The organism is Nocardioides sp. YIM B13467 (genome assembly GCF_042788075.1).
Lineage (GTDB): Bacteria > Actinomycetota > Actinomycetes > Propionibacteriales > Nocardioidaceae > Nocardioides.
Genome location: NZ_JBHZPJ010000002.1, coordinates 33,114 through 57,006 on the forward strand (window position 1 = coordinate 33,114; position 23,893 = coordinate 57,006).

The following is a 23,893-nucleotide window of genomic DNA, read 5'->3' on the forward strand; positions in this document are numbered from 1 at the left end:
GCGCGGCGCCGTGTTGATGCTCATGTTCACTCGCTGACGCTCGTTCATGGGGTCCTCCCAGTGAGAGCCGGGACGGGAGGCATGTTCTGGATGTAGGTGTCCCACCAGGGGCCGTTGCCCAGGGTGTTGTTGAAGACCTTGTAGAACGGTGCCATCAGCCGCAGGGACTTCTCGAGGTTCTCCTCGTTCTTCGTGAAGACGTCGAGGATCACGTCGAGGCTCTCCAGCGCCGGCTTGAGGTCGGCGCGGCTGTCGTCGACCAGCTGCGAGAGCTCCTTCGAGAGCTGTTGGGTCGAGATCAGCAGGTTGTGGACCGCCTCGCGCCGCTCGACCAACGCAGCGAAGAGCTGGTTGGCGTCGTTCATCAGCGTGATCAGGTCCTCGTCGCGCTCGTCGAGCACTTTTGTCACCCGGTCGAGCTGGGTGAGCAGCGACTCGATGCGCTCGTCCTTGGCAGCCAGGTTGCGGGAGAGGTCGGAGACACCGGTGAGGGCGGCTTGGAACTCCTCCGGCGTCGACCGGGTCAGGTCGGCGAGCGTGGTGAGGGCCGCGGCGAGCTGGTCCTTGTCGATGTTGGCGGAGGTGTCGGCCAGGCCCTCGAAGGCCTCGACCACGTCGTAGGGAGACTCCGTGCGGTCCACCGGGATGGTGGCTCCCGCCTTCATCTGGCCCTCTCCGGCCGGCTGCAGTTCGAGGAACATGTCGCCGAGCAGCGTCTTCACGCGTACGCCGGCTCCGGAGTTCTCACCGAAGTTGACCTTCTCGCGGATCTTGAAGCCGACCTTGACCTGGTTGCCGTCCAGCTCGATCGAGTCGACTTTGCCGACCCGGACGCCGGCCACCCGGACCTCGTCGCCGGTCTTGAGGCCACCGGCCTCGGAGAAGTTGGCGTAGTAGGTGGTGCCACCGCCGATCAGCGGCAGGCTGTCGGCCTTGAACGCCATCACCATCAGCATGGCGAGGACGGCGATCGAGACGGCGCCGATCTTGACTGGGTTACGTTCACGGAAGGGAATCATCCGAGGTTGCACCTCGCTTGACCGGGCTCGTAGAGCGGAATCTCGAGGTCCTTGCCCTCAGGGTCGCGGATCGTGCCCCGCAGACCGCACAGGTAGAAGTTGAACCAACCGCCGTAGCTGGCCGTCGCGCCGATCTTGTCCAGCTTGATCGGCTGGAGCTCGAGGGCGTCGTCGAGCTGGCGCTTGTCCTTGGCCACCTCGTCGGAGAACCTCCGGGCCTGCCGCAGGTCCTCCAGCAGCGGGTCCTTCGCCTCGTGCACCAGGTCGGCGGTCTCCACGGAGAGCGCCGAGATCTGGTCCAGGGAGCCGAGGATCGCCTCGCGGTCGTTGTTGAGACCGCCGACGAAGTCACGGAACGTCACGATCAGGCTGGAGAGCTCCTTCTCGCGGTCGCCCACGTGCTCGAGCACCTCGGTGAGGTTGTCGATCAGGGCGTTGATGACCTGGTCCTTCTCGGCCAGCGTCGAGGTCAGCGAGGCGGTGTGGGAGAGCAGGCTCTCCAGCGTGCCGCCCTCGCCCTGGAAGACCTGGACGATCTCGTAGGACAGGGTGTTGACGTCGTTGGGCGACAGCGCCTGGAAGAGCGGCTTGAACCCGTTGAAGAGCACGGTCAGGTCGAGTGCCGGGTGGGTCTGCCCGACCGGGATGGTCTGGCCCTCCTGCAGAGCGGAGGCGTCGCCCACCAGCTGATTGGTCAGTGCCAGGTAGCGCTGGCCGATCAGGTTGCGGTACTTGATCGTCGCCTCGGTCGTGGTCGCGATCTGCTGCGCGCTGTCGACCGTGAAGGTGACCACCGCGCTCCGGGCGTCGTCGGAGATCTCGATTCCCTTGACCGCGCCGACCTTGACCCCGGAGATGCGTACGTCGTCGCCCTTGTTCACACCGGTGACGTCGGTGAAGACCGCCTTGTACTCATCGGTCTGTCCGAAGGTCACGTTGCCGATCGTGATCGCGAGCAGGCCGGTGGCCAGCGTCGTGACGATCACGAAGATCACCAGCTTCCAGAAGTCCTGGAAGGTCTTGGCGTCGAAGAGCTTCACTGCGCTCATTCGTACGTCACCTCAGCTCCACGTGCGGCCGGGCCGAGCAGCAGCCCGCCGAGGTCCGGGACCTCGCTGGCGGTCATGCCCATGCCGGGGGCGAACAGCTCGTTGATGACATCGGTCTCGGCCGACGTACCGACGTAGGACAGGGCCGAGTAGCCGGTCGTCCCGGTGGCGGAACGCATGACACCCTTTCCGGTGGGCTCGTCGACGCCGTCGTTCTTGTTGGGGAACGGCGCGAACGGCTTCTTCTGGCTCCAGGACGCGTTCGGCATCTCACCGCAGTAGGGCCCGCTGTCCTCACCGTAGCGCGGCTTGTCCTTGGTCGAGTAGGGACGCGACTGGTGCGGCAGCGTCTCCAGCGTGATGTGGACGGTGTTGTTGCGGAACACCTCGGTGAACTCGTCGGTCAGGATGTCCATGCCGCCGATGAGACACGGGAACATCGGGGCGTAACGGGCCAGCGTCTGGGTGACCGGCCGACCGACCTCGCCGACCTGGATCAGCGTGTCGCCGTTGTCGTCGAGGAACTTGTCGGCGGTGTTGGAGAACGCGGTGACGTCGGTCAGCATCTTCTTGAGCTCCACCTCGCGGTCCTCGAGCGTGGTCGCGGTGACGATGGTGTTGCGCAGGATCTGTCCGATCTCCGGAAGCACGGCCTGGTAGGTGCCCGAGACCTCGGTGGCGAGCTCGAGGTCCTCGATCAGCGCCGGGATCTCGGGGTTGAGCCGCTTCAGGTAGGAGTCGAGGGTGTCGAGCGACTCACCGAGCTTGTCGCCGCGCCCCTCGAGCGCGGTGGCAAGCGCGTTGAGCGTGTTGTTGAGGTCGGCCGGCTGAATCGTCCGCAGCAGCGGGTAGAGGTCACGCAGCACGGCCTGGACCTCGGTGGCCATCTTGGTCTTCTCGATGACAGCACCGGCCTTGATCGGCTCGGTGAAGTCGGTGTCGGGCGGGACCAGCGAGACGTACTTCTGGCCGAAGAGGGTCTTCGGGAGGATCGCGCCGGTCACGTCCGGGTGGACCTTGCTGATCTCATCGGGGAACAGACCCAGGGTCAGCTCGGCACCCTCGTCGGTCGGCTTCATCTCGAGGACCTCGCCGACGATCAGGCCACGGACCTTCACGTCGGCACGCTCGGGGAGCTGCAGACCGATGCGGTCGGCCTTGAGGGTGATCTCCTCGTACTGTCCGAACCGGTTGGTGAACTGCGCCCAGGTCAGGACGAGCGCGGCCAAGAGCAGCGCGAGGAAGAGGATCCCGAGGATCTTGCCCTTCTGCCGGCCCCAGGCGAGCGCCACGGCGCTTCTCTTGTGCGGCGTGGGCAGGTCGTGATGGACCTCGTCGCGAGCGAGTGTCTGAGTCATCCCGCCAACCTCACTGTCGTCGTGCTGCCCCAGATCGCCATCGAGAGCATCAGGTCGAGCACGGAGACGGCGACGATGCTCGTACGCACCGCCTTACCGACCGCGACGCCGACCCCTGCGGGGCCACCCGAGGCGTTGTAGCCGTGGTAGCAGTGGATCAGGATCACCACGACGGCGAAGATCAGCACCTTGCCGAAGGACCACAGCACGTCGATGGGCGGCAGGAACGTGTTGAAGTAGTGGTCGTACGTGCCCGCACTCTGGCCGTAGAAGAGGATCACCGTGAATCGGGTGGCGACGTAGGAGGAGAGCAGGCCGACCACGTAGAGCGGCACGATCGCGATCAGGCCGCCGATCATCCGGGTGGTCACCAGGAACGGCAGCGACGGGATCGCCATGACCTCGAGGGCATCCACCTCTTCGGAGATGCGCATCGCGCCGAGCTGGGCGGTGAAGCCGCAGCCGACCGTCGCCGCGAGCGCGATGCCGGCGACCAGTGGCGCGATCTCGCGGGTGTTGAAGTAGGCCGACACGAAGCCGGAGAACGCCGAGGTGCCGAGCTGGTCGAGCGCGGTGTAGCCCGAGAGGCCGACCTGGGCACCGGTGAAGAAGGTCATCGCCAAGATCACGCCGACGGTGCCGCCGATGACGGCCAGCGCCCCCGATCCGAGGGTGACCTCGGCGAGGATCCGGAGGATCTCCTTCTTGTAGCGCCTCAGTGTGCGCGGGAACCACGAGATCGCGCGCAGGTAGAAGCCGAGCTCGTCACCGAGGTGGTCGAGGCTCTTGGCAGGCTTCTCGTAGATCGCTTTGAGGTTTGCCATCCGTCTCGCCTCCTATCCGGACTTGCTCGGGACGATCTGCAGGAAGATCGCGCTCATCACGAAGTTCACGATGAACAGCAACAGGAACGTGATGACGACCGACTGGTTCACGGCGTCACCCACGCCCTTGGGGCCACCGCCGGCGTTCATGCCCATGTACGAAGCCACGATCGCCGCGATGAGACCGAACACGAGCGCCTTCGCCAGGCCCTGCCACAGGTCGGCCATCTGCGCGAGCGCGGTGAAGCTGGCCAGGTAGGCACCCGGGGTGCCGCCCTGGATGATGACGTTGAAGACGTAACCGCCCATGACGCCGACGATCGAGACCAGGCCGTTGAGGAAGACCGCGATCATCATGCAGGCGAGCACACGCGGGACCACCAGCCGCTGGATCGGGTCGATGCCCAGAACCATCATCGCGTCGAGCTCTTCACGGATCTTCCGAGCACCGAGGTCGGCGGCGATCGCCGAGCCACCGGCACCCGCGACCAACAGCGCGGTCGCGATCGGGGCAGCCTGCTGGACGACCGCGAGGACCGCGGCCGACCCGACGAAGGACTGCGCACCGAACTGGGCCACGAGGCCACCGACCTGCAGCGCGATGACCGCACCGAAAGGGATCGCGACCAGCGCGGTCGGGACGATCGTCACCGACGCGATGAACCACGCCTGCTGGATGAACTCTCGGAACTGGAAGGGGCGCCGGAACACGGCGCGCCCCACGTCCAGACCGAACGCGAAGAGCGAGCCAGCGGTCCCGATCGGTTTCAGGACCCTGGCGGCGGTCAGAGATGACATCAGTGAGGAGCCTCTGTGGGGTCTGCTGCTTTCACGCCGCCGGGGGCCATGGCCGCGTCTGCTCGGAACGATCCCGGCGGCGGGGTGACACCGTTCTCTCGGCACCAGGCGCCCGGCGGACGCTGGTACTTGCGCGGAATGCCGTTGGACGGCTCGAGCTGCATCGGGATCGGCGGCAGCGGCGGCAGGCCCATGTCCTTCTCGGCGGCCAGCTCGTCGGCGTCCTTCTCCTCGGACATGCCGATCGGGCCGATCGTCTGGGCGTTGAGGAACTGCCGCACCACCGGCTCCTCGGAGCTCAGCAGCATCTCGCGGGGCCCGTACATGGCCAGGTGCTTGTGGTAGAGCAGGCCGATGTTGTCCGGCACCGTACGCGTCGAGTTGATGTCGTGGGTGACGATCAGGAAGGTCGCGTCGATCTGCGCGTTCAGGTCGATGAAGAGCTGGTTGATGAACGCCGTACGCACCGGGTCCAGACCCGAGTCGGGCTCGTCGATCAACAGGATCTCGGGGTCGAGGACCAGCGCACGCGCCAGACCGGCACGCTTGCGCATACCACCGGAGATCTCGCCGGGAAGCTTGTTCTCGGCGCCGATGAGACCGACCAGGTCCATCTTCTCCATGACGATGTTGCGGATCTCCGACTCGCTCTTCTTCGTGTGCTCACGAAGCGGGAACGCGACGTTGTCGAAGAGATCCATGGAACCGAACATGGCGCCGTCCTGGAACAGCACGCCGAACAGCTTGCGAACCTCGTAGAGGTCTCGCTCCGAGCAGCTGGCGATGTCGACGCCCTCGATGACCACCGAGCCCGTGTCGGGCTTGATCAGACCGATCAGGGTCTTGAGGAGCACCGACTTGCCCGTGCCGGACGGGCCCAGCATCACGCTGATCTCGCCCGCGGGCAGAGTCAACGAGACATCTTTCCAGATGAGCTGCTTACCAAAGCTCTTGGTCAGCCCTTCGATCTTTACGTCTACACCCATCCGGGCCGGCTCCCTTCCTGTTCGCGTGGCGGTCTCCCTCAAGCCCCCACTGCCCGACTAACGGCAGAGTGTGACGGGGGTTACGCACTTCCTGCGACACGCGTCACACTTTTGTAAACCATAGTGGCCTGCGAACGATGACGGTGATCACCACCCGAGACGAACTCCCCCAGCCAACACGTCGACGGTCGGATTGCGACCCTTCACGCCCGGTGTGTGTTCAAGATAACGAAACAAACCGCGAGTTGCTACTCAGGAGTAGCAACTCGCGGTTTGAACGATCGCAGCGCTGCACTGCAGCTTGCCCGATCTGTTGCGGAACTGTTTCCGCAATGTAGAGAAAGCCCGGGTCCGGCGGAATCCGCCGAACCCGGGCTCAAGGGCCGAAGCCCTCAGATCACTTGACGGTGACCGTGGCGCCGGCGGCCTCGAGGGCCTCCTTCGCCTTGTCAGCGGTCTCCTTGTTGGCGGCCTCGAGGACAGCCTTGGGGGCACCCTCGACGAGCTCCTTGGCCTCCTTCAGACCGAGGGAGGTCAGAGCGCGCACCTCCTTGATGACGTTGATCTTCTTGTCACCAGCGGCCTCGAGGATGACGTCGAACTCGTCCTTGGCCTCCTCAGCGGCGGCGGCCGGGGCGCCCGGGGCGCCGGCAGCGGCAACGGCGACCGGAGCGGCAGCGGTGACACCGAAGGTGTCCTCGAAGGCCTTGACGAACTCGGAGAGCTCGATGAGGGTGAGCTCCTTGAAAGCGTCGAGCAGCTCGTCGGTGGAGAGCTTCGCCATGATGGCATTTCCTTTCGTGGTGGCCCTGTGCGTTTTTCTGTGAGTACGCAGCGGGGCCGGGTTACAGGTGGTGGTTAGTTACGACCGGGGCCATCAGGCCTCGGCCGGAGCCTCCTCGGCGGCAGCCGGCTCAGCGGCACCACCTGCGAGGATCGAGGGGTCCTCCGCGGCCTTGGCCTCGAGAGCGGCAGCGAGCTGCGCGGTCTTCGAGGGCAGAGCGTTGAAGGCGTACAGAGCCTGCGACAGCGACGCGGTGAACGCGCCCGCAAGCTTGGCGAGCAGGACCTCGCGCGACTCGAGGTCGGCAAGCTTGCCAACCTCAGCAGCGTCGATGGCCTTGCCGTCGAGGTACCCGCCCTTGATGACAAGGTTGGGGTTGGCCTTGGCAAAGTCACGCAGACCCTTGGCCGCCTCGACGACGTCACCCTTGATGAAGGCGATCGCGGTCGGGCCGGTCAGCAGGTCATCGAAGCCTTCGATGCCGCTCTGAGAGGCAGCGATCTTGGCCAGCGTGTTCTTGACCACGGCGTAGTTTGCGTGCTCACCGAGCGAGCGACGAAGAGTCTTCAGCTCGCCCACGGTGAGACCGCGGTACTCGGTCAGCACGGCACCGGTCGAGGCGCTGAACTCGTCAGCGATCTCGGCAACGGCAGCCTGCTTGTCAGCCCGCGCCATGGGTCTCCTTCTTCCGGGAATCGATTCCGTCGGTGAGGGCCCTGCATGACAAACGCCCCGAGCGCAGGCTCAGGGCGTGACGTACGTTCTCGTCTTGCTCTTCACCTACGCTGGCCGTCCGCATCCTGCGGAACCTTCGATCGAGTGCATGCGCACCTGACAACCGGCGGTCTCTGGTTTCAGACAACAATTATGCGTACGCCGCGGGGTGCCGCCAAATCGGCGGGCAGTACCTTGGCGGTATGGAGAGCCACACCTTCGGAAGGATCGGTCGCTCGGCGTCGGTCATCGGTCTCGGCACCTGGCAGCTCGGCGCCGACTGGGGCGAGGTCAGCGAGACGGATGCGCTGGCGGTGCTCGAGGCCGCGGTGGGTGACGGGGTGACCTTCCTCGACACCGCCGACGTCTACGGGGACGGCCGGAGCGAGCAGGTGATCGGGCGGTTCCTCGGATCGCACGACGGGATCTTCGTGGCCACGAAGATGGGGCGCCGGGTGGACCAGGTGCCCTCGAACTACACGCTCGCCGCCTTCCGCGAGTGGCTGGACCGCTCGCGCACCAACCTCGGGGTCGACACGATCGACCTGGTGCAGCTGCACTGCCCGCCCTCGGAGACGATCGAGTCCTCGGCCACCTATGACGCGCTTGACACCCTGGTCTCGGAGGGAGTGATCGCTGCGTACGGCGTCAGCGTGGAGACCTGCGACCAGGCCCTCGCCGCGATCGCGAGGCCCAACGTGGCCTCCGTCCAGATCATCCTGAACGCGTTCCGGCTCAAGCCGCTGGATCTGGTGCTTCCGGCGGCCGCGGAGGCCGGCGTCGGGATCATCGCGCGGGTGCCGCTGGCCTCCGGACTGCTGTCCGGTCGCTACTCGGAGTCGACGACGTTCGCCGCCGACGACCACCGCACCTACAACCGCCACGGCGAGGCCTTCGACGTCGGCGAGACCTTCTCCGGTGTCGACTACGCCACCGGGGTCAAGGCCGCCCAGGAGTTCGCCGCCCTGGTCTCCCAGCACGGCCCCGAGGGCGCGACGCCCGCGCAGGTCGCCCTCGCCTGGGTCGCTCAGCAGCCCGGCGTCACCACCGTCATCCCCGGCGCCCGCAACACGTCCCAGGCCCACGCCAACTCCGCCGCCGGCTCGCTGCCTGCGCTCTCCGACGAGCTGCTCTCCGGCGTACGCCAGATCTACGACACCCACTTCCGCGAGGCCATCCACTCCCGCTGGTGACATCCCCCGCCGAGGCGTCACTCGCGTCGGCCGAGTGGGCACCTCGTCGCCGATTCGGCCGACCTAGGCGACGTCTCGAGCGACCTGAGTGACGCCTCGCTCCGGTCGTCTCCGCGCTTCGCGCGGTCACTCCCTCGCTCGGCGCGAGCGGACGAGCAAGCTCGCCGCTCGGCCTCGCTCCGGTCGTCTCGGTCGGCGTACAAATAGTGAGCCTCGGTAACGAATCGGGCAGAGTAAAGGGGTGACGACGGAGACGACGACGGAGTTCCGGTTCCGAGACATCGCGCTGGTGGCGTACGCGCCCTCGATCGTCAGCTCCATGGGACATGGTGCGGTGATGCCGGTGCTGGCGCTTCGGGCCTCCGACCTGGGGGCGGACGCGTCGACGGCCGCGTTCGTGGTCGCGCTGCTCGGGATCGGGTCGCTGGCCACCTCGCTGCCCGCCGGGTCGTTGGTGGCACGGATCGGCGAGCGGCGGACGCTGATGGGTGCCGGGGCTCTCGACGCGGTCGCGATGACGGTGGCGTTCCTCAGCAGCTCGGTCGCCGTGCTCGCCGTCGCCGTGTTCGTGAGCGGGATGAGCTGGACGGCGTTCCTGATCGCCCGGCAGGGCTTCCTCATCGACGCGACCCCGCTCTCCCACCGGGCGCGGGCGATGTCGCTGCTGGGCGGGTCGTTCCGGCTCGGGGTCTTCGTCGGACCACTGCTCGGCGCCGGGCTCATCCACGCCTTCGGCCTCCCCGTGGTCTTCCTCTTCGCGGCCGCGATGTCGCTGTGCTCGGCGGTGATCGGCGGCTGGATGCCCGAGCTCGGCCGCACCCGCTCGCGTGAGCAGGGGCATCTGAGCGTACGCAGCGTGCTGTGGACCCACCGTCGGACGTTCGCCACGCTCGGGGTGGCGGTGGTGATCATCGGGATCTCCCGTTCCGTACGCACCGGGCTGCTGCCGCTCTGGGCCGACCACATCCACCTCGAGGCCTCGGTCGTGTCCCTGCTCTTCGCCGGGGCCGCACTGGTCGACATAGCCCTCACCCTCCCCGGTGGCTGGCTGCTCGACCACCGCGGGCGTCAGGTCGTGGCGATCCCGGTGGTGCTCGCCGTCGGCCTCGGCTGCCTGCTGCTCCCCCTCACCCACGACGCGCTCAGCCTGGGCGCGGTGATGGCGCTGATCGCCGTCGGCAACGGCCTCGGCTCGGGGATCGTGATGACGCTCGGCGCCGATGCCGCACCGGAGGACGGACGCGCCCAGTTCCTCGGCGGCTGGCGGCTGTGCGGTGACCTCGGCGGCACCGGCGGGCCGCTCCTGGTCTCCGGTCTGGCCGCGGTCTTCTCGATCGCCGCCGCTCCGGTCGCGCTCGGGCTCTTCTCGCTCGCCGGAGCGGTGTGGGTGGGCTACTGGACCGGCCGCGCCGACCGTACCCGACTACAGGCCCGGCTACGGGACGAGCGCGCGTGAGAGTGCCTCGGCCAGGGCTGCCTCGTCACCCGTGACGGTCAGCGCGGCGGACCGGGGTGTCGTACGACCCCAGAGCAGCAGCGCCAGCTCACGCGCGGATCCGGTGACGGACACCTTCTGCACCGCGTTCGGAGCCCCGATCGCCCAGGTGTGGTCGATGTCGGTCGCGGTCAGCTCGATGCGGGTGACGACCTTCCGCGTGCGCTTCAGAGCGATCTGCCGCGGGTACATCACGGTCAGCACCTCGTCGACCGTGTCGGCCCAGAGCTCCGGGGTCGCCTCCGGTGCGTCGAGCCCGAGCGCAGCGCGGATGTCCCAGAGGTGGACCAGGGTCTCGTGCACCTGGCGCCGAAACCAGAACGAGACCGGCCCACGACCGTCCTCGGTCAGCCCGTTGAGGATCCGGCCGGTCGCCTCCGGTCCCAGCGCCGAGAGCGTCTCGCGCAGCTCGGCGGCCTGCTCCTCATAGGCCGCGACCAGGTCCAGCGGCACCGGCAGCGGCTCCTCGTCCTCGTCGCGCGCCATCGCCGCCGCCCAGTGGTGCACCCCTGCCAGGTGATCGGCCAGATCGCCGATCGACCAGTCGTCGCAGGACGGAACCGGCACGTCCGGGTCGGCCTGCTTCAGCGCGGCCGCGAACTCGGCCTGCAGGTCAACGAGGGTGGTGAAGTAGTCGTCAGGCGTTGGCACGTCGCAGACCCTACCGACCGCGAGGGTCAGGCTCAGCCGTATCTCGTCACGGCCGAACTACTTCTGGCGGGCGCGGTGGGCGGCCGCTTTCACCCGGCTCTGGCAGCGGGTGGAGCAGTAGCGGCGGCCGGCGTTCTTGGAGGTGTCGACGAAGACGCGGTCGCACGGGTCGGCCTGACAGACACCGAGGCGGCCGGCCAGGTCGGAGCCGATCGCCAGCGCGAGGCCGGCGGCGATTCCCGCGCCCCAGCCGATGACGAGGCCGGGGTCGCGGCCGTGGAAGTGCAGCGCCCAGCCTCCCCCACGGGCACGGTCGAGCTGCGGGACAGAGCCCATCTCGCGCATGAGCGCGTTGACCGCGGTGGCGGCGGTGTCGAGGTCGCCACCGGCCGCTGCCTCGAACACGACTCGCAGCGACTCGGCGAGCGCGACCATCCCGTCGGCATAGACTTCCTCGACCTGGGGTTCGTAGTCGGGACGGGCCAGCAGGTCGCTGACGACCCGCGCCCGCCGGCCGGAGGGAGGCGGCTGTACCGCGCGGGTGCCGTCATGCCCCGGGGTCAGCGCGTTGACGAGCTTGCATGCCTGCTCGGTCACCGTATGTACGTGACTGTCGAAATGTATTTGACCAGTCACGAGTTCGGGTCCTACCGTCTCCTCCATGACTGTCATTCAACCATTGACCAGTCACCGAGGCACAAGGTGGCCGCGATCCCTCCTCGTGCTGGTCATCGCCCGAGCGGTCAACCGGCTGGGTTCGTTCGCCATGGCCTTCATGGCGGTCGCCCTGGTCGAGGTGCATGGGGCCTCCCTCGCCACGGCGGGTGCGGTTGTGACGGCCTTCGGTGTCGCCACCATCCCGTCGAGGCTGCTCGGCGGGTGGATGGCCGACACGGTGGGCCGCCGGCCGACCATCGTCGCCGGCCTCGTCGCCTGCGCGGTGGCCCAGCTGGTCATCGCCGCGTCTCCTGGGATCGCCGGTGCGCTGATCGGCGCGACGCTGCTCGGGCTGGCGTACGAGATCTACGAGCCCGCCTCCCAGGCGCTGATCGCGGAGTCGGTGGAGGTGGAGCGGCGGCCACAGGCGTACGGGCTCTATGGCGCTGCGATGGCGGTCGCCGGTGTGGCGGCAGGAGTAGTGGCCGCCCTTGTGGGCGGCATCGACCTGCGCCTGCTCTTCGTCGCCGACGCGCTCACCTGTCTGTGCGCCGCGGTTCTCGTCCTCGCACTCGTGCGGGACACCACGGCTCGAGGCGTGCGCCGACAGCGGTCCGGGCCGAGTCCCTGGCGTGATCGCCGGCTCCTGACGATGCTCGCGCTCGGCACCGGGTTCGCCACCGCATGGATCCTGAGCACGATCGCTCTTCCCCTGACCGTCTCCGCCCGGGGGCACGACGCCGCGGCCACCGGCTGGCTGCTCGTGGTCGCCGCGCTGGTCACGATCGCCGGCCAGCGCCTTCTCCGTGGCGCCGCCGCCCGGCCGTTCACGCTCATCCGCGCAGGCCTGGTCCTGATGGCCGTCGGCTTCGCCGTGATCGCGTACGCGGCACCGCTGCCACTCCTCGCACTCGGCTCCGCGATCGTCGCCCTCGGTGAGGTGCTGCTCCTGGGCCCGCCGATCGCGCTCGTGGCCGGTCTGGCGGCCGTCGACGGGTCGCGGGCGGGCTACCTGGCGGCGTACGGGACATGTTGGGGGATCGCGCAGACGATCGGGCCGATGCTTGCGACCGGTCTGTTGTCGCACGGGGTTCCGACGGTCTGGCTCACCGGCGCGGGCCTCTGCTTCACTCTGGCAGCGGTCACCGCGCCGGTGGCGAGTGTGACGTTCACCGAGCTGCGTCGGTGAACATCACGCCTCAGAGCACCCGGGCGAGGAAAGCCTGGGTGCGTTCGTGCTGGGGGTTGCCGAGGACGTCGGCCGGCAGGCCCTCCTCGACGATCACGCCGCCGTCCATGAAGACGACCTTGTCGGCGACCTCGCGCGCGAAGCTCATCTCGTGGGTCACCACCATCATGGTCATGCCCTCGGCAGCCAGGTCCTTCATGACGGCCAGAACGTCCCCGACGAGCTCGGGGTCCAGCGCGGAGGTCGGCTCGTCGAAGAGCATCATGTCGGGGTTCATCGACAGCGCCCGCGCGATGGCGACGCGCTGCTGCTGGCCACCGGAGAGGTGAGCCGGGTAGGCATCGGCCTTGTCCGAGAGCCCGACCTTCTCCAGGTTGGCCCGAGCGATCTGCAGCGACTCGGCCTTACCGCGCTTGAGCACCTTCTCCTGCGAGACCGTCAGATTGCGCAGCACGGTCATGTGCGGGAACAGGTTGAACTGCTGGAAGACCATCCCGATCCGGGCGCGCAGTCCGTCCACGTCGGCGTCCGGATCGGTGATCTCCTCGCCGTCGACCAGGATCGTGCCGCTGGTCGGCTCCTCGAGGAGGTTCACGCAGCGCAACAGCGTCGACTTCCCGGAGCCCGAGGGCCCGATCACGCAGACGACCTCTCCCCGCGCGATGTGGAAGTCGATGCCCTTGAGCACCTCGTTGTCACCGAAGTACTTGTGCAGGTTCTGCACGTCGATCACCGCCGCGCCGCGTTCGGCAGCCGGTGTCGTCTCGGTCTGGGTCATCAGCGGGCCTTCCCGGACTTGGCTTCCATGCGGCGTACGACGATCGAGAGCGGCACCGTGATCAGCAGGTAGCACAGCGCGATCGTGACCATCGGGGTCAGGTTGGCGTTGGCGTTCATCGCCTCACGGCCGAACGCGGTCAGCTCGTACTCGTCCAGAGACAGACCGAGGATGTAGACCAGCGAGGAGTCCTTGGTGAGCAGGATCAGCTCGTTGGTCAGCGGGGGCAGGATCACCCGGAACGCCTGCGGGAGCACGATCGTCACCATGGCCCGCGTGTGGGTCATGCCGAGCGTGCGCGCCGCCTCGTACTGACCCTTCGGCACCGCTTGGATGCCGGCCCGGATCGTCTCGGCCATGTAGGCGCCACCGACCAGACCGAGCGCCAGCGTGACGGTGCTGAGGTTGGAGAGCTGGACCCCGAAGGCCAGCGAGAGTCCGAGTCCGAGCACCAGGAAGACGACCAGCGCCGGCAGCCCGCGGAAGAGCTCGATGATGCCGGTCGAGATCCACCGGTAGGGACCGACGCTCGAGAGCCGCATCAGCGCCAGCACCAGACCGAGCGCCAGTCCGAACGCGAACCCGCAGGCGGTGTAGATGATCGTGTTCTTGAGTGCGATCACGATGACGTCGGGGAACTGCGCCGCCGCGATGTCGAGGTCGAGGAACGCCCGCCTGATCTCGCCCCAGTCGGCGATGAGCGCTAGGACGACGACCAGCGCGACCAGGACGGTGTACTGGATGTAACGGACGAGCGCCGCGCGCTTGCGCGGCGACATCCGCTTCTTGGGAACCACTGCCGCGCTGGTCACTGCGCGGCAGCCTCCCCGAACCACTTCTTGTAGACCTCGTCGTAGGCGGCCTTGTCGTTGATGCCCTTGTTGAGCACGTCGAGCAGCTTGTCGTTGCCGCCCTTCTTCACCGAGAAGCCGTACGCCTCACCGGTCTGGAACTCGCTGGTGATCTCCATGTCGGTGTTGTCCTTGACGAAGTCGTAGAGCAGACCGTTGTCGTTGACGCCCGCGTCGGCCTTGCCGGACTTGACCGCCTGCATCATCAGCGCGGAGTCCTCGAGCGTGATGATCTTGGCGTCCTCGGGAGCGTTCTCCTTGACGTAGTCGGCGCCGGTGGTCGCCTCCTGGACCGCGATGGTCTTGCCGCCGAGGTCGTCGAGCGACGTGTAGCCCGCGCCCTTCTTGGTCAGCAGAGCCTGGGTCGCCTCGAAGTAGGGCTCGGTGAAGTCCATGACCTTCTCGCGCTCCTCGTTGATCGTCATCGCGCCGGCGGCGACGTCACACTTACCGGAGTTGAGGGCCTCACCGGAGACGATGGTCTCCCAGCCGATGTTGACGACCTCGGTCTCGAGCTTCTCGGCGTCGGCCGCGATCTTGAGCACGTCGATGTCGAAGCCGACGACCTCGCCGCCCTCGTTGAACTCGAACGGCTTGTAGGGAAGATGCGTGCAGATGGTCAGGGTGTCGGCCTTGACCAGCTTCGCACCCGACGGGGAGGTGCCACCCTCGTCGCCGCCACCGCAGGCGGCGAGCGCCAGGCCGAGGGCAGGAACGGTCAGGGCAGCAGCGAGCTTCCGCAGATTCATGCGCCGAACTCTACGACGCTTTGGACGACGATGGCCCGCCACCCCTCGGGGTGGCGGGCCATCGCGTAAGACCGCCAGTGGATCTCGACCCGCGGTCACGGCTTCGCAAGCTCAGCCGTGCGCTCGCTCGATCCCTTCGCGTTCTCCCGGCGCAAGCGCCGTGAGAGGCTCAGGCCTCGTCCTCACCCGCCACGTTCTTGACGCGGTTGGGGTCGACCTGGACACCGGGGCCCATGGTGGTCGAGAGGGTGACCTTCTTCAGGTAGCGGCCCTTGGAGGAGGACGGCTTCAGACGAAGCACCTCCTCGAGAGCAGCGGCGTAGTTCTCAGCGAGCTGGGCCTCGGAGAAGGAGGCCTTGCCGATGATGAAGTGAAGGTTGGCGTGGCGGTCGACGCGGAAGTCGATCTTGCCGCCCTTGATGTCGGAGACGGCCTTGGCCGGGTCCGGGGTGACGGTGCCGGTCTTCGGGTTCGGCATGAGGCCACGGGGGCCGAGCACGCGGCCGAGGCGGCCGACCTTGCCCATCATGTCGGGGGTCGCGACGACGGCGTCGAAGTCGAGCCAGCCACCGGAGACCTTCTCGATGAGGTCGTCGCCACCGACGACGTCCGCGCCGGCCTCGCGAGCGGCCTCGGCCTTGTCCGGAGCAGCGGCGAAGACGATGACGCGCATCGTCTTACCGGTGCCGTGGGGCAGGCTGACGGTGCCGCGCACCATCTGGTCGGCCTTGCGGGGGTCGACGCCGAGACGCATGACGACGTCAACGGTCTCGTCGAACTTCTTCTTGCTGGAGGACTTGGCGATCTTGATCGCGGCCAGCGGGGCGTAGAGCTCGTTCTTGTCGAACGTCTCTTCCGCCGCGCGGTAGGTCTTGCTGCGCTGCATGGTGATTCCTTCGGTAGTTAAGAGGAGATGTGGTTAGCGAGCCAGCGCGGCTCTCCCACGGTCAGTCGGTGGTGACGCCCATGGAGCGGGCGGTGCCCTCGACGATCTTCATCGCGGCGTCGATGTCCTCCGCGTTGAGGTCGGGCAGCTTGGTGGTCGCGATCTCGCGCACCTGGTCCTTGGTCAGCTTGCCGACCTTGTCCTTGTGCGGGACGGACGAGCCCTTCTTCAGACCGGCAGCCTTCTTGATCAGCTCAGCGGCCGGCGGGGTCTTCGTGATGAAGGTGAACGAGCGGTCCTCGTAGATGGTGATCTCGACGGGGACGACGTTGCCGCGCATGGACTCGGTCTGGGCGTTGTACGCCTTGCAGAACTCCATGATGTTGACGCCGTGCGGACCGAGCGCGGTACCGACCGGCGGGGCCGGGGTCGCGGAGCCGGCCTGCAGCTGCACCTTGACGAGCGCTGCGATCTTCTTCTTCGGAGGCATTCTTGAGATCTCTTCCTTCTCGTGGTCATGACGAAGCCGCTTGTACGTTTCGGCCTCTGCCACCTGCTGTGTTGCTCTCGCAACTGGTCAATTGTCCGTGATCCGTCCGGGTTCACGAAATCAGCGGAGGCGGCCCACTCAGTGGGACCCCCTGAGTGACGGCCACCACTCCCCTTGGCATACTCCCCCGGGGATTTACAAAGGGAGCTCAATTGTTCAATCGACGCCTGTCCATGTTCGCCGCGCTCGTGCCGTTGGCCGCGCTCTCGGCCGCGTGGACCGCCGCCGCCACCGGTGCCGGGTTCGATCCGGTCGAACCCGTGACGCTGCCCGGCGGCGAGACCCTGGTGACGTCGGCGATCGACCAGCCCGCGAGCGTCACCGAGCCCGCGCCTGCGCAAGGAGCTCGCAAGGGCGCCCGAACCGGCACGATCGCCGTCGCGATGGCGCAGGGAAGCGACATCCCGATGCCGGCGCTGGCCGCGTACCAGCGTGCGGCCGCCGTCGTCACCACCGCCGACCGGGCCTGTGCTCTCGACTGGACGCTGCTCGCCGCCGTGGGGATGGTCGAGTCCGACCATGGGCGCCTGAAGAGCAGCCGGCTCGACGACTCGGGCAAGGCCTCTCCTGCCATCTACGGCCCGACGCTGACCACCGGCTCCGGCAGCCCCGCGCCCGACACCGATGCCGGCGCCGTCGACAAGCTCGCCAGCGGCGACCGGGCCGTCGGGCCGATGCAGTTCATCCCCTCGACCTGGCCGTTGGTGGCCGTCGACGGAGACGGCGACGGCGTACGCGACCCGCAGGACATCGACGACGCCGCCCTCGCCGCCGCCGTCTACCTCTGCTCCGGTGACGAGGATGTCTCCACCGATGCGGGGAAGAAGGCCGCGCTGACCCGCTACAACCGCAGCGAGGCGTACGTCTCCACCGTGCTGAAGATCGCCAAGGGCTATGCCGACAGCCCCTACGGCGGCGACGACATCGAGCTCGCCGCCGCGCCCGCGCACGCCGAGCCGAAACCTGGCCACCCGGGGCGCGACGCGGCCAAGCGGGCCGACAAGAAGCCCTCGAAGAAGAAGCCCCCCGCCACCACGCCGAAGCCGAGCGCGGGCGCCCGGCCCTCGAACGAGCCGAGCTCGACCCCCTCGACGGCCCCGAGCCCCAGCCCCACGCCGACCGACGACGGCAGCTGGGCCTCGATCTCCGAGCGCCGCGGGATCTGTGCCGCCGAGCTCTCCTCCCGCTTCCCCGACCTCGCCGACGGTTGGGACACCAACCGCGCCGTCGACTCCTGCAGCATCCGGCTGCTCGGCAAGACGGTCACCCAGGCCAACGCCGCCGTCCCCGGAGTCGTCACCGACATCACCGGGTACGTCGAGTGGCTGATCAAGACGCTGCCGTGAGGCTTCCGTCCGACCCCCGAACGCCCACTTGGCGTTCGGGATAGGCTCGAAGCAGGGCCACAGTCGTCCAGGTCATTCTCGACACTGGCATGGTGGCAAACCCGAGGCGGTGGCACATGGCCGCACCCGGCGCGTCTCGGTCGGCCTCGGACAACGAGGCGTGGTGGAAGTCGGCGGTGGTCTACCAGATCTACGTCCGCAGCTTCGCCGACACCGACGGCGACGGCATCGGTGACCTTCCCGGCATCGTGGAACACCTGGACTACCTCCAGGAGCTGGGGATCGACGTCATCTGGCTGTCCCCCGTCTACCGCTCGCCGCAGGAGGACAACGGCTACGACGTCAGCGACTACCGGGACGTCGATCCGCTCTTCGGCACCCTGGAGGACCTCGACCGGCTGCTCGCCGCGGTCCATCTGCGGGGCATGCGGCTGATCATGGACCTCGTCGTCAACCACACCTCGAGCCAGCACCCCTGGTTCCTCGCCTCGCGCTGCTCGCGTGAGAGTGCCACCTCCGAGTGGTACTTCTGGCGGGATGCCCGGCCCGGGACAGTGCCCGGCGAGCCCGGGTCGGAGCCGAACAACTGGGGTGCGTCCTTCGGCGGGTCCGCATGGGAGTGGGTGCCTGAGCGCGGCCAGTACTACCTGCACCTGTTCGCTCCGTCCCAGCCGGACCTGAACTGGGACAACCCGGACACCCGCGAGGCCGTCTTCACCATGATGGACTGGTGGCTCGACCGCGGGATCGACGGCTTCCGGATGGACGTCATCAACTTCATCTCCAAGGATCCTCTGCTTCCCGACGCGCCGCTCAACCGCGATGGCTATGGCGACGGGATGCCGTACTTCAGCCACGGGCCCCAGATCCACGCCTATCTGGCCGAGATGAAGCGCCGGGTCTTCGACCCTCGGCCGGGCACCTACCTCACCGTGGGCGAGATGCCGGGGGTGACGCCCGAGCAGGCCCGGGAGCTCACCGACCAGGAGCACGGCCATCTGAACATGGTGTTCCAGTACGAGCACGTCGCCCTCGACGCCGACGGAGACAAATGGACTCGGCGGCCGATGAGTGTGAACGACCTGCGGGACACGCTCGCAAGGTGGCAGACCGCCCTCGGCGACACTGGATGGAACAGCCTCTACTGGAACAACCATGACCAGCCCAGGGTCGTCTCCCGCTACGGCAACGACACGACGTACTGGCGCGAGTCGGCCACCGCCCTGGCCACGGTGCTGCATCTGCACCGCGGCACGCCGTACGTCTACCAGGGCGAGGAGATCGGCATGACCAACGCCGGGTTCGCAGGCATCGACGACTTCCGTGACATCGAGTCCCTCGACCACTACCGAACAGCGGTCGGTACGCACCGCGAGGACCCCTCGGTCGCGCTCGACGCCCTGCGCCGCCAGAGCCGGGACAACGCGCGTACGCCGATGCAGTGGAGCGCCGCACCCGGTGCGGGCTTCACGACCGGCAGTCCCTGGATCGGCGTCAATCCCAACCACAGCTGGTTGAACGTCGCCACGCAGCGTGGGGTGCGAACCTCGATCTACGAGTTCTACCGCGCCTTGATCGCCCTGCGGCACCGCCTGCCGGTCGTGGTGGACGGGAGCTTCGCAGCCATCGAAACCGGCCGTGACCAGATCTATGCCTTCCGGCGCCACCTGGGCAACGCGGCCCTCACCGTCTATGCGAACCTGTCCGACCTGCCGGTCTCCGTCGACCGCGACGACCGGGTGGATCGCGACCTGGTGCTGGCCAACTATCCCGGGAGCAGGCGCGATCCGGACCGGCTGGAACCCTGGGAAGTCCGCGTCTACCTGAGGTGAGGGCCCGGCGGCTACGCTGGGACCAAGACTGCAGGACACCTGCCGCTCGACGCGGACACCGCGGGAGCGCACGGCAGCGGTGTCGGCAGCAACCCGCAGACAGTGGGCAGATGAACTCGTATCGCGACGATCGTCCGAAGACAGTCGGAAACATCTACTTCGTCTGGAACCCACACCAGCCGCTGCCGGCAGGCACCGGAGGCACCGAGAACTACACGATCGGGCATGTCCGCGAGCTCAATCGCCGCGGTATCAACGCCCACGTCGTCACCGTCGGAGTCGGGATCACGGATGGACGCGACGAGTTCGCGGACATCCCCTTCCTCTCGATGGCGAGCGTCGCGGACGTCGGCGACCTGGACGGAGTGGTGATCTTCGTGGCCGAGTTCCCCATCGTGGCGACCAAGCGACCGGCGTACCAGATGCTGCACGTGCCTCCACCGGGCGGCGCCGTCGACCGGGCCCGCGTCGCGGCCACCATGCAGGACCGGTCGCTGATCGCGACCAGCCGGTTCTCGGCGCAGCTGTGGGCCGAGTTCCTCGACGTCGACATCGACACGATCAGCATCGTCTACCCCTACGCCGAGGCGTGCTTCAGCACCGAGGTACGCCCGCCCGCCGACGAGGCCGGGATCCGCATCCTCTACGCGGGCCGGCTGAGCCCGGAGAAGGGCATCTACACACTGCTGGCGATGCTCGACCTGGACCCGGTCGGCCAGGAGCGGGCCTTCACCTGCACGGCCACGACCGCGGGCTCCGACAAGCCCCAGGGTCGCAACATCGAGCGAGTCCTCGAAGCCCATCCCAGCGTGCGGCTCGTGCCCCGGCGGACCACGCCGCGCGCGATGGCCACGTTGATGGCCCAGCACGACATCATCGTCATACCCTCCAACAGCCAGTACTGGCACGAGACCTTCGGCATCGTCTCGATCGAGGCCCAGCACTCCGGCTGCCGCGTCGTCGCGTCCGACGACGGGGGACTCCCCGAGACCGACTGCGGCTCGATCACCCTGGTCGCCCCGGACGACCCCGCCGCGTTGGCACGGGGTATCCGCGCGGCCACGGCCCTCGGTTCCGTCGACGAGCTCGTCAGGATCAGCGCTGCCGCCAGGTTCACCGTCGACAACTCCGTCGACGGGCTCATCGACGTGCTTCTGCTGCCTTCCTCGATCACGCCTGCTGCCGTCGTACGGGATCTGGAGACTCTCGTTCGGTTGCCGGCGGCCGACGATCCGCAAGGGGTCTCGACCTTGTCGACGCCGGCATAGAGCTCAGCGAAACGCATCGGGCCCCTGTTCGGATGACGAACAGGGGCCCGACTGCTACGGGAAAGTGGGTCTCGACCCGCTTCGCGGCTTCGCAAGCTCAGCCGCTGCGCTCGCTCGACCTTTTCGCGTTACGACCCCGCTCGCTTCGCTCGCAGGGTCGTAGGCTCAAACCTTTTCGATCTGGTTGAACGAGAGCTCGACGGGAGTCTCGCGGCCGAAGATCTCGACGAGCGCCTTGACGCGTTGCGACTCGGCGTTGAGCTCGGTGATCGTGGCGTGCAGGGTGGCGAAGGGCCCGTCGACGACGGTGACCGAGTCGCCCTCGGCGAAGTCGACGACCTCGACGGGCTTCTTGGCGGTGCCGGTGGCGCCGGAGGTGGAGGTCGCGGCCTCACCGGCGGCGGCAGCCTCAGCCTCGGCCTGGGCGACGACGGCGGGGGCGAGCATGTTCTCGACCTCGGTCATCGACAGCGGCACCGGCTGGTGGCTGTGACCGACGAAACCGGTGACCGACGGGGTGTGGCGTACGGCGGCCCAGGACTCGTCGGTGAGGTCCATCCGGACCAGCACGTAACCCGGGAGAACGGTGCGCTTGACCATCTTGCGCTGGCCGTTCTTGATCTCCGGGACCTCCTCGGTGGGGACCACGATCTCGTGGATGTAGTCCTCCATGTTGAGGGAGACGATGCGGTTCTCCAGGTTGGACTTCACCCGGTTCTCCATGCCGGAGTAGGTGTGGATCACGAACCAGTCGCCCGGCTTCGCCCACAGCTCACGGCGGAACGCCTCGAGCGGGTCGTCGTCAGCGGCCTCGGGGGCCTCGCCCTCGACGATCTCGTCGAAGGAGTCCTCGGCCTCGACGGCGTCAGCGGACTCGTCGGCCTCGTCGAGCTCAGCCTCTGCAGGCACGTCGGAGGCGGCCTCGGCCGTCTCGAGGACCTCGGTCTCCTCGGTGTAGTCCTGCTCAGACACGTCCTGCTCCAAACCGTTGATTGTGTGTATCGGGTGTGTTCCGCGGGCCGGGGCCCACGCGATCACGCGTCGCGGCCGCCGAACACCCAGAACATCAACTTGCCGAACCCGAGGTCAAGGCCCGCGACGATCGCCATCATGACCAGGACGAAGACCAGAACCACGATGAAGTACGTCGTGAGCTGCTGCTGCGTCGGCCAGACGACCTTGCGGAGCTCGGCCACGACCTGGCGGTAGAACGTCGGGAGACTGGTGCGCTTCTCCGTCTTCTTGTCGCTCGGAGTCGGGACTGCCTTGCTGTCCGTCACGCCGCCACCTTCTCTCGAAAACGTTTCCATCGCTGGTCCGGCTTTGCAGGGCACGAGGGACTTGAACCCCCAACCTTCGGTTTTGGAGACCGATGCTCTGCCAGTTGAGCTAGTGCCCTACGGAGGCCTGCATCAGACGCGCGGTTGAGGGCGCGGCTAACCATGTGGGAAGACCACCAACGGTGAGTCTACGCACTCGGGTTAACGCGTTCCAAACTGGGCCCTCATGACCCATAGGATTGCGGGCATGACCTCAGATCCCCGTCCCCTCGCCGAGCTCTCGCGCGAGGAACTCGAAGCGTTCGCAACGGAGCAGCGCACGGCGTACGACAACTTGGTGGCCAAGGGCCTGAAGCTGGACCTGACCCGGGGCAAGCCCTCCGCGGACCAGCTCAACCTCTCCGACGGCCTGCTCCATCTCCCCAAGACGACGACCGCCCCGGACGGCACCGACACGCGCAACTACGGCGGCCTGGCGGGCGGCATCGAGATCCGCGAGATCTACGCCGAGCTGCTCGGCCTGGACACCGACCAGCTCATCGCCGGCGGCAACTCGAGCCTCACGATGATGCGCGACACGCTGATGTACCTGTGGCTTCACGGTGGCGTCGACAGCGAGCGGCCGTGGGGCCAGGAGGAGACGGTCAAGTTCGTCTGCCCGGTGCCTGGCTACGACCGCCACTTCACGCTCCTGGAGTGGTTCGGGATCGAGATGGTGACCGTGCCGATGCACGCCGACGGGCCCGATGCCGACGCCGTCGCCACGCTGGTCAAGGACGACCCCACGATCAAGGGCATGTGGCTGGTCCCGACCTACGCCAACCCGACCGGCGACACCACCTCGCAGGAGATCGCCGAGCGGCTCACCTCGATGCCGACCGCGGCTCCCGACTTCAAGATCTTCTGGGACAACGCCTACGCGCTGCACCACCTGACCCCGGCCGAGACCAAGACCGCCGACGTCGTCTCGCTGGCCAACGCGGCCGGCAACCCCCACCGTCCGCTGGTCTTCGCCTCGACCTCCAAGGTCACCTACGCCGGCGCCGGCGTGGGCTTCTTCGGCGGCTCGAAGGAGAACGTCGCCTGGTGGCTCGACCACCTCAGCCACGGCGCGATCGGCCCCGACAAGGTCAACCACCTGCGGCACGCGGAGTTCTTCGGCTCCGCTGCCGGCGTACGCGAGCACATGGCCAAGCACCGCGAGCTCCTCGCGCCGCGGTTCGCCGCCGTCGAGGACGCGCTCACCGCCGAGCTCGGTGCGCTCGGCGTGGCGACCTGGACCAAGCCAGCGGGTGGCTACTTCGTCAGCCTCGACGTGCTCCCGGGCACCGCGACCCGGGTGATCGAGCTGGCCAAGGGTGCCGGCGTCGCACTGACCCCGGCCGGTTCGGCGTTCCCCGGCAAGGTCGACCCGGAGGACACCAACATCCGGCTGGCGCCGTCCTTCCCGCCGTTGGAGCAGGTCAGCGGGGCCATGGAGGTCGTCACGGTGTGCGTGAAGCTGGCCGCTGCGGAGAAGCTGCTCGCGTGAGAGAGCGTCAGCGAACGAACCAAGAGATCACGCGACCGCGTCCGTATTCTGGCGCTTGCGCTACGGAGGTGGTCGCGTGAGAGAGCGTCAGCGAACGAACCAAGA

General features: G+C 67.6%; 24 protein-coding genes and 1 tRNA gene. 7 read left to right on the top strand and 18 right to left on the bottom strand.

What is annotated here, in order from left to right; all coding sequences use genetic code 11:
• Positions 1-44: 44 nt before the first annotated feature.
• The 8 genes from ACFX43_RS00470 to rplJ form a co-directional block, all read right to left on the bottom strand.
• The gene (locus tag ACFX43_RS00470) at positions 45-1,019 is read right to left on the bottom strand and encodes an MCE family protein (RefSeq protein ID WP_378815742.1); all 975 of its coding nucleotides are present in this window, start codon (positions 1,017-1,019) and stop codon (positions 45-47) included.
• Positions 1,016-2,068 (bottom strand): MCE family protein, encoded by a 1,053-nt coding sequence (locus ACFX43_RS00475; RefSeq protein WP_378815744.1) that lies wholly within the window; start codon positions 2,066-2,068, stop codon positions 1,016-1,018. The genes ACFX43_RS00470 and ACFX43_RS00475 overlap by 4 nt, the downstream gene beginning before the upstream one ends.
• Entirely contained in the window at positions 2,065-3,426 is a 1,362-nt protein-coding gene (locus ACFX43_RS00480; protein WP_378815746.1) for an MCE family protein, read from the bottom strand. The genes ACFX43_RS00475 and ACFX43_RS00480 overlap by 4 nt, the downstream gene beginning before the upstream one ends.
• Positions 3,423-4,250, bottom strand: a complete 828-nt coding sequence (locus tag ACFX43_RS00485; protein ID WP_355228099.1) for an ABC transporter permease — start codon at positions 4,248-4,250, stop codon at positions 3,423-3,425. The genes ACFX43_RS00480 and ACFX43_RS00485 overlap by 4 nt, the downstream gene beginning before the upstream one ends.
• A 12-nt stretch (positions 4,251-4,262) precedes the next feature.
• Entirely contained in the window at positions 4,263-5,048 is a 786-nt protein-coding gene (locus ACFX43_RS00490; protein WP_378815748.1) for an MlaE family ABC transporter permease, read from the bottom strand.
• Entirely contained in the window at positions 5,048-6,034 is a 987-nt protein-coding gene (locus tag ACFX43_RS00495; RefSeq protein ID WP_378815749.1) for an ABC transporter ATP-binding protein, read from the bottom strand. Before ACFX43_RS00495 ends, ACFX43_RS00490 begins: the two co-directional genes overlap by 1 nt.
• A 397-nt stretch (positions 6,035-6,431) precedes the next feature.
• Positions 6,432-6,818 carry a 50S ribosomal protein L7/L12 gene (gene rplL, locus ACFX43_RS00500; protein ID WP_141802532.1) on the bottom strand — a complete coding sequence of 129 codons (387 nt, stop codon included), beginning with the start codon at positions 6,816-6,818 and terminating at the stop codon, positions 6,432-6,434.
• A 93-nt stretch (positions 6,819-6,911) separates the two neighbouring features.
• Entirely contained in the window at positions 6,912-7,493 is a 582-nt protein-coding gene (gene rplJ, locus ACFX43_RS00505; protein ID WP_141802531.1) for a 50S ribosomal protein L10, read from the bottom strand.
• Between the two features lie 242 nt (positions 7,494-7,735).
• Here rplJ and ACFX43_RS00510 point away from each other — a divergent pair, with 242 nt between their 5' ends.
• Together ACFX43_RS00510 and ACFX43_RS00515 are read left to right on the top strand one after the other, a co-directional pair.
• The gene (locus tag ACFX43_RS00510) at positions 7,736-8,725 is read left to right on the top strand and encodes an aldo/keto reductase (protein WP_378815752.1); all 990 of its coding nucleotides are present in this window, start codon (positions 7,736-7,738) and stop codon (positions 8,723-8,725) included.
• Positions 8,726-8,966: 241 nt separating this feature from the next.
• Positions 8,967-10,181 (top strand): MFS transporter, encoded by a 1,215-nt coding sequence (locus ACFX43_RS00515; RefSeq protein WP_378815754.1) that lies wholly within the window; start codon positions 8,967-8,969, stop codon positions 10,179-10,181.
• On the opposite strand, the gene ACFX43_RS00520 is transcribed toward ACFX43_RS00515, so the two are convergent.
• Positions 10,161-10,871, bottom strand: a complete 711-nt coding sequence (locus tag ACFX43_RS00520; protein WP_378815756.1) for a maleylpyruvate isomerase family mycothiol-dependent enzyme — start codon at positions 10,869-10,871, stop codon at positions 10,161-10,163. The two genes, ACFX43_RS00515 and ACFX43_RS00520, sit on opposite strands and share 21 nt — an antisense overlap.
• 57 nt (positions 10,872-10,928) lie before the next feature.
• Positions 10,929-11,468 (bottom strand): CGNR zinc finger domain-containing protein, encoded by a 540-nt coding sequence (locus ACFX43_RS00525; protein ID WP_378815758.1) that lies wholly within the window; start codon positions 11,466-11,468, stop codon positions 10,929-10,931.
• Between the two features lie 64 nt (positions 11,469-11,532).
• Between ACFX43_RS00525 and ACFX43_RS00530 the strand changes: the two genes are divergently transcribed.
• The gene (locus ACFX43_RS00530) at positions 11,533-12,717 is read left to right on the top strand and encodes an MFS transporter (RefSeq protein ID WP_378815759.1); all 1,185 of its coding nucleotides are present in this window, start codon (positions 11,533-11,535) and stop codon (positions 12,715-12,717) included.
• Positions 12,718-12,727: 10 nt separating this feature from the next.
• On the opposite strand, the gene ACFX43_RS00535 is transcribed toward ACFX43_RS00530, so the two are convergent.
• From ACFX43_RS00535 to rplK, 5 genes are all read right to left on the bottom strand, one after another.
• On the bottom strand, positions 12,728-13,495 hold the full coding sequence (locus ACFX43_RS00535; protein WP_378815761.1) for an amino acid ABC transporter ATP-binding protein: 768 nt from the start codon (positions 13,493-13,495) through the stop codon (positions 12,728-12,730).
• Positions 13,495-14,307 carry an amino acid ABC transporter permease gene (locus ACFX43_RS00540; protein ID WP_378815763.1) on the bottom strand — a complete coding sequence of 271 codons (813 nt, stop codon included), beginning with the start codon at positions 14,305-14,307 and terminating at the stop codon, positions 13,495-13,497. Before ACFX43_RS00540 ends, ACFX43_RS00535 begins: the two co-directional genes overlap by 1 nt.
• Positions 14,304-15,095: a transporter substrate-binding domain-containing protein gene (locus ACFX43_RS00545; protein WP_378815765.1), complete on the bottom strand. Its 792-nt coding sequence runs from the start codon at positions 15,093-15,095 to the stop codon at positions 14,304-14,306. The genes ACFX43_RS00540 and ACFX43_RS00545 overlap by 4 nt, the downstream gene beginning before the upstream one ends.
• Before the next feature lie 169 nt (positions 15,096-15,264).
• On the bottom strand, positions 15,265-15,981 hold the full coding sequence (rplA, locus tag ACFX43_RS00550) for a 50S ribosomal protein L1 (protein WP_378815767.1): 717 nt from the start codon (positions 15,979-15,981) through the stop codon (positions 15,265-15,267).
• 61 nt (positions 15,982-16,042) lie between these two features.
• Entirely contained in the window at positions 16,043-16,471 is a 429-nt protein-coding gene (gene rplK / locus ACFX43_RS00555; RefSeq protein WP_160025595.1) for a 50S ribosomal protein L11, read from the bottom strand.
• Between the two features lie 212 nt (positions 16,472-16,683).
• On the opposite strand from rplK, the gene ACFX43_RS00560 reads away from it, so the two are divergent.
• The 3 genes from ACFX43_RS00560 to ACFX43_RS00570 all read left to right on the top strand — a co-directional run bounded on the left by ACFX43_RS00560 (position 16,684) and on the right by ACFX43_RS00570 (position 20,977).
• Positions 16,684-17,877: a lytic transglycosylase domain-containing protein gene (locus tag ACFX43_RS00560; protein ID WP_378815770.1), complete on the top strand. Its 1,194-nt coding sequence runs from the start codon at positions 16,684-16,686 to the stop codon at positions 17,875-17,877.
• A gap of 116 nt (positions 17,878-17,993) precedes the next feature.
• Positions 17,994-19,709 (top strand): alpha-glucosidase, encoded by a 1,716-nt coding sequence (locus ACFX43_RS00565; protein ID WP_378815772.1) that lies wholly within the window; start codon positions 17,994-17,996, stop codon positions 19,707-19,709.
• A 110-nt stretch (positions 19,710-19,819) separates the two neighbouring features.
• On the top strand, positions 19,820-20,977 hold the full coding sequence (locus ACFX43_RS00570) for a glycosyltransferase family 4 protein (RefSeq protein ID WP_378815774.1): 1,158 nt from the start codon (positions 19,820-19,822) through the stop codon (positions 20,975-20,977).
• A 165-nt stretch (positions 20,978-21,142) separates the two neighbouring features.
• Here ACFX43_RS00570 and nusG read toward each other — a convergent pair whose 3' ends face one another.
• From nusG to ACFX43_RS00585, 3 genes are all read right to left on the bottom strand, one after another.
• Positions 21,143-21,949, bottom strand: coding sequence for a transcription termination/antitermination protein NusG (nusG, locus tag ACFX43_RS00575; RefSeq protein ID WP_378815776.1), 807 nt, complete (start codon positions 21,947-21,949; stop codon positions 21,143-21,145).
• A 62-nt stretch (positions 21,950-22,011) separates the two neighbouring features.
• Positions 22,012-22,287, bottom strand: coding sequence for a preprotein translocase subunit SecE (gene secE, locus ACFX43_RS00580; RefSeq protein WP_378815777.1), 276 nt, complete (start codon positions 22,285-22,287; stop codon positions 22,012-22,014).
• A gap of 16 nt (positions 22,288-22,303) precedes the next feature.
• A tRNA-Trp gene (locus tag ACFX43_RS00585) sits at positions 22,304-22,376 on the bottom strand.
• A 128-nt stretch (positions 22,377-22,504) separates the two neighbouring features.
• On the opposite strand from ACFX43_RS00585, the gene ACFX43_RS00590 reads away from it, so the two are divergent.
• Positions 22,505-23,788 (top strand): aminotransferase class I/II-fold pyridoxal phosphate-dependent enzyme, encoded by a 1,284-nt coding sequence (locus ACFX43_RS00590; protein WP_378815779.1) that lies wholly within the window; start codon positions 22,505-22,507, stop codon positions 23,786-23,788.
• The last annotated feature ends 105 nt before the right edge of the window (positions 23,789-23,893 follow it).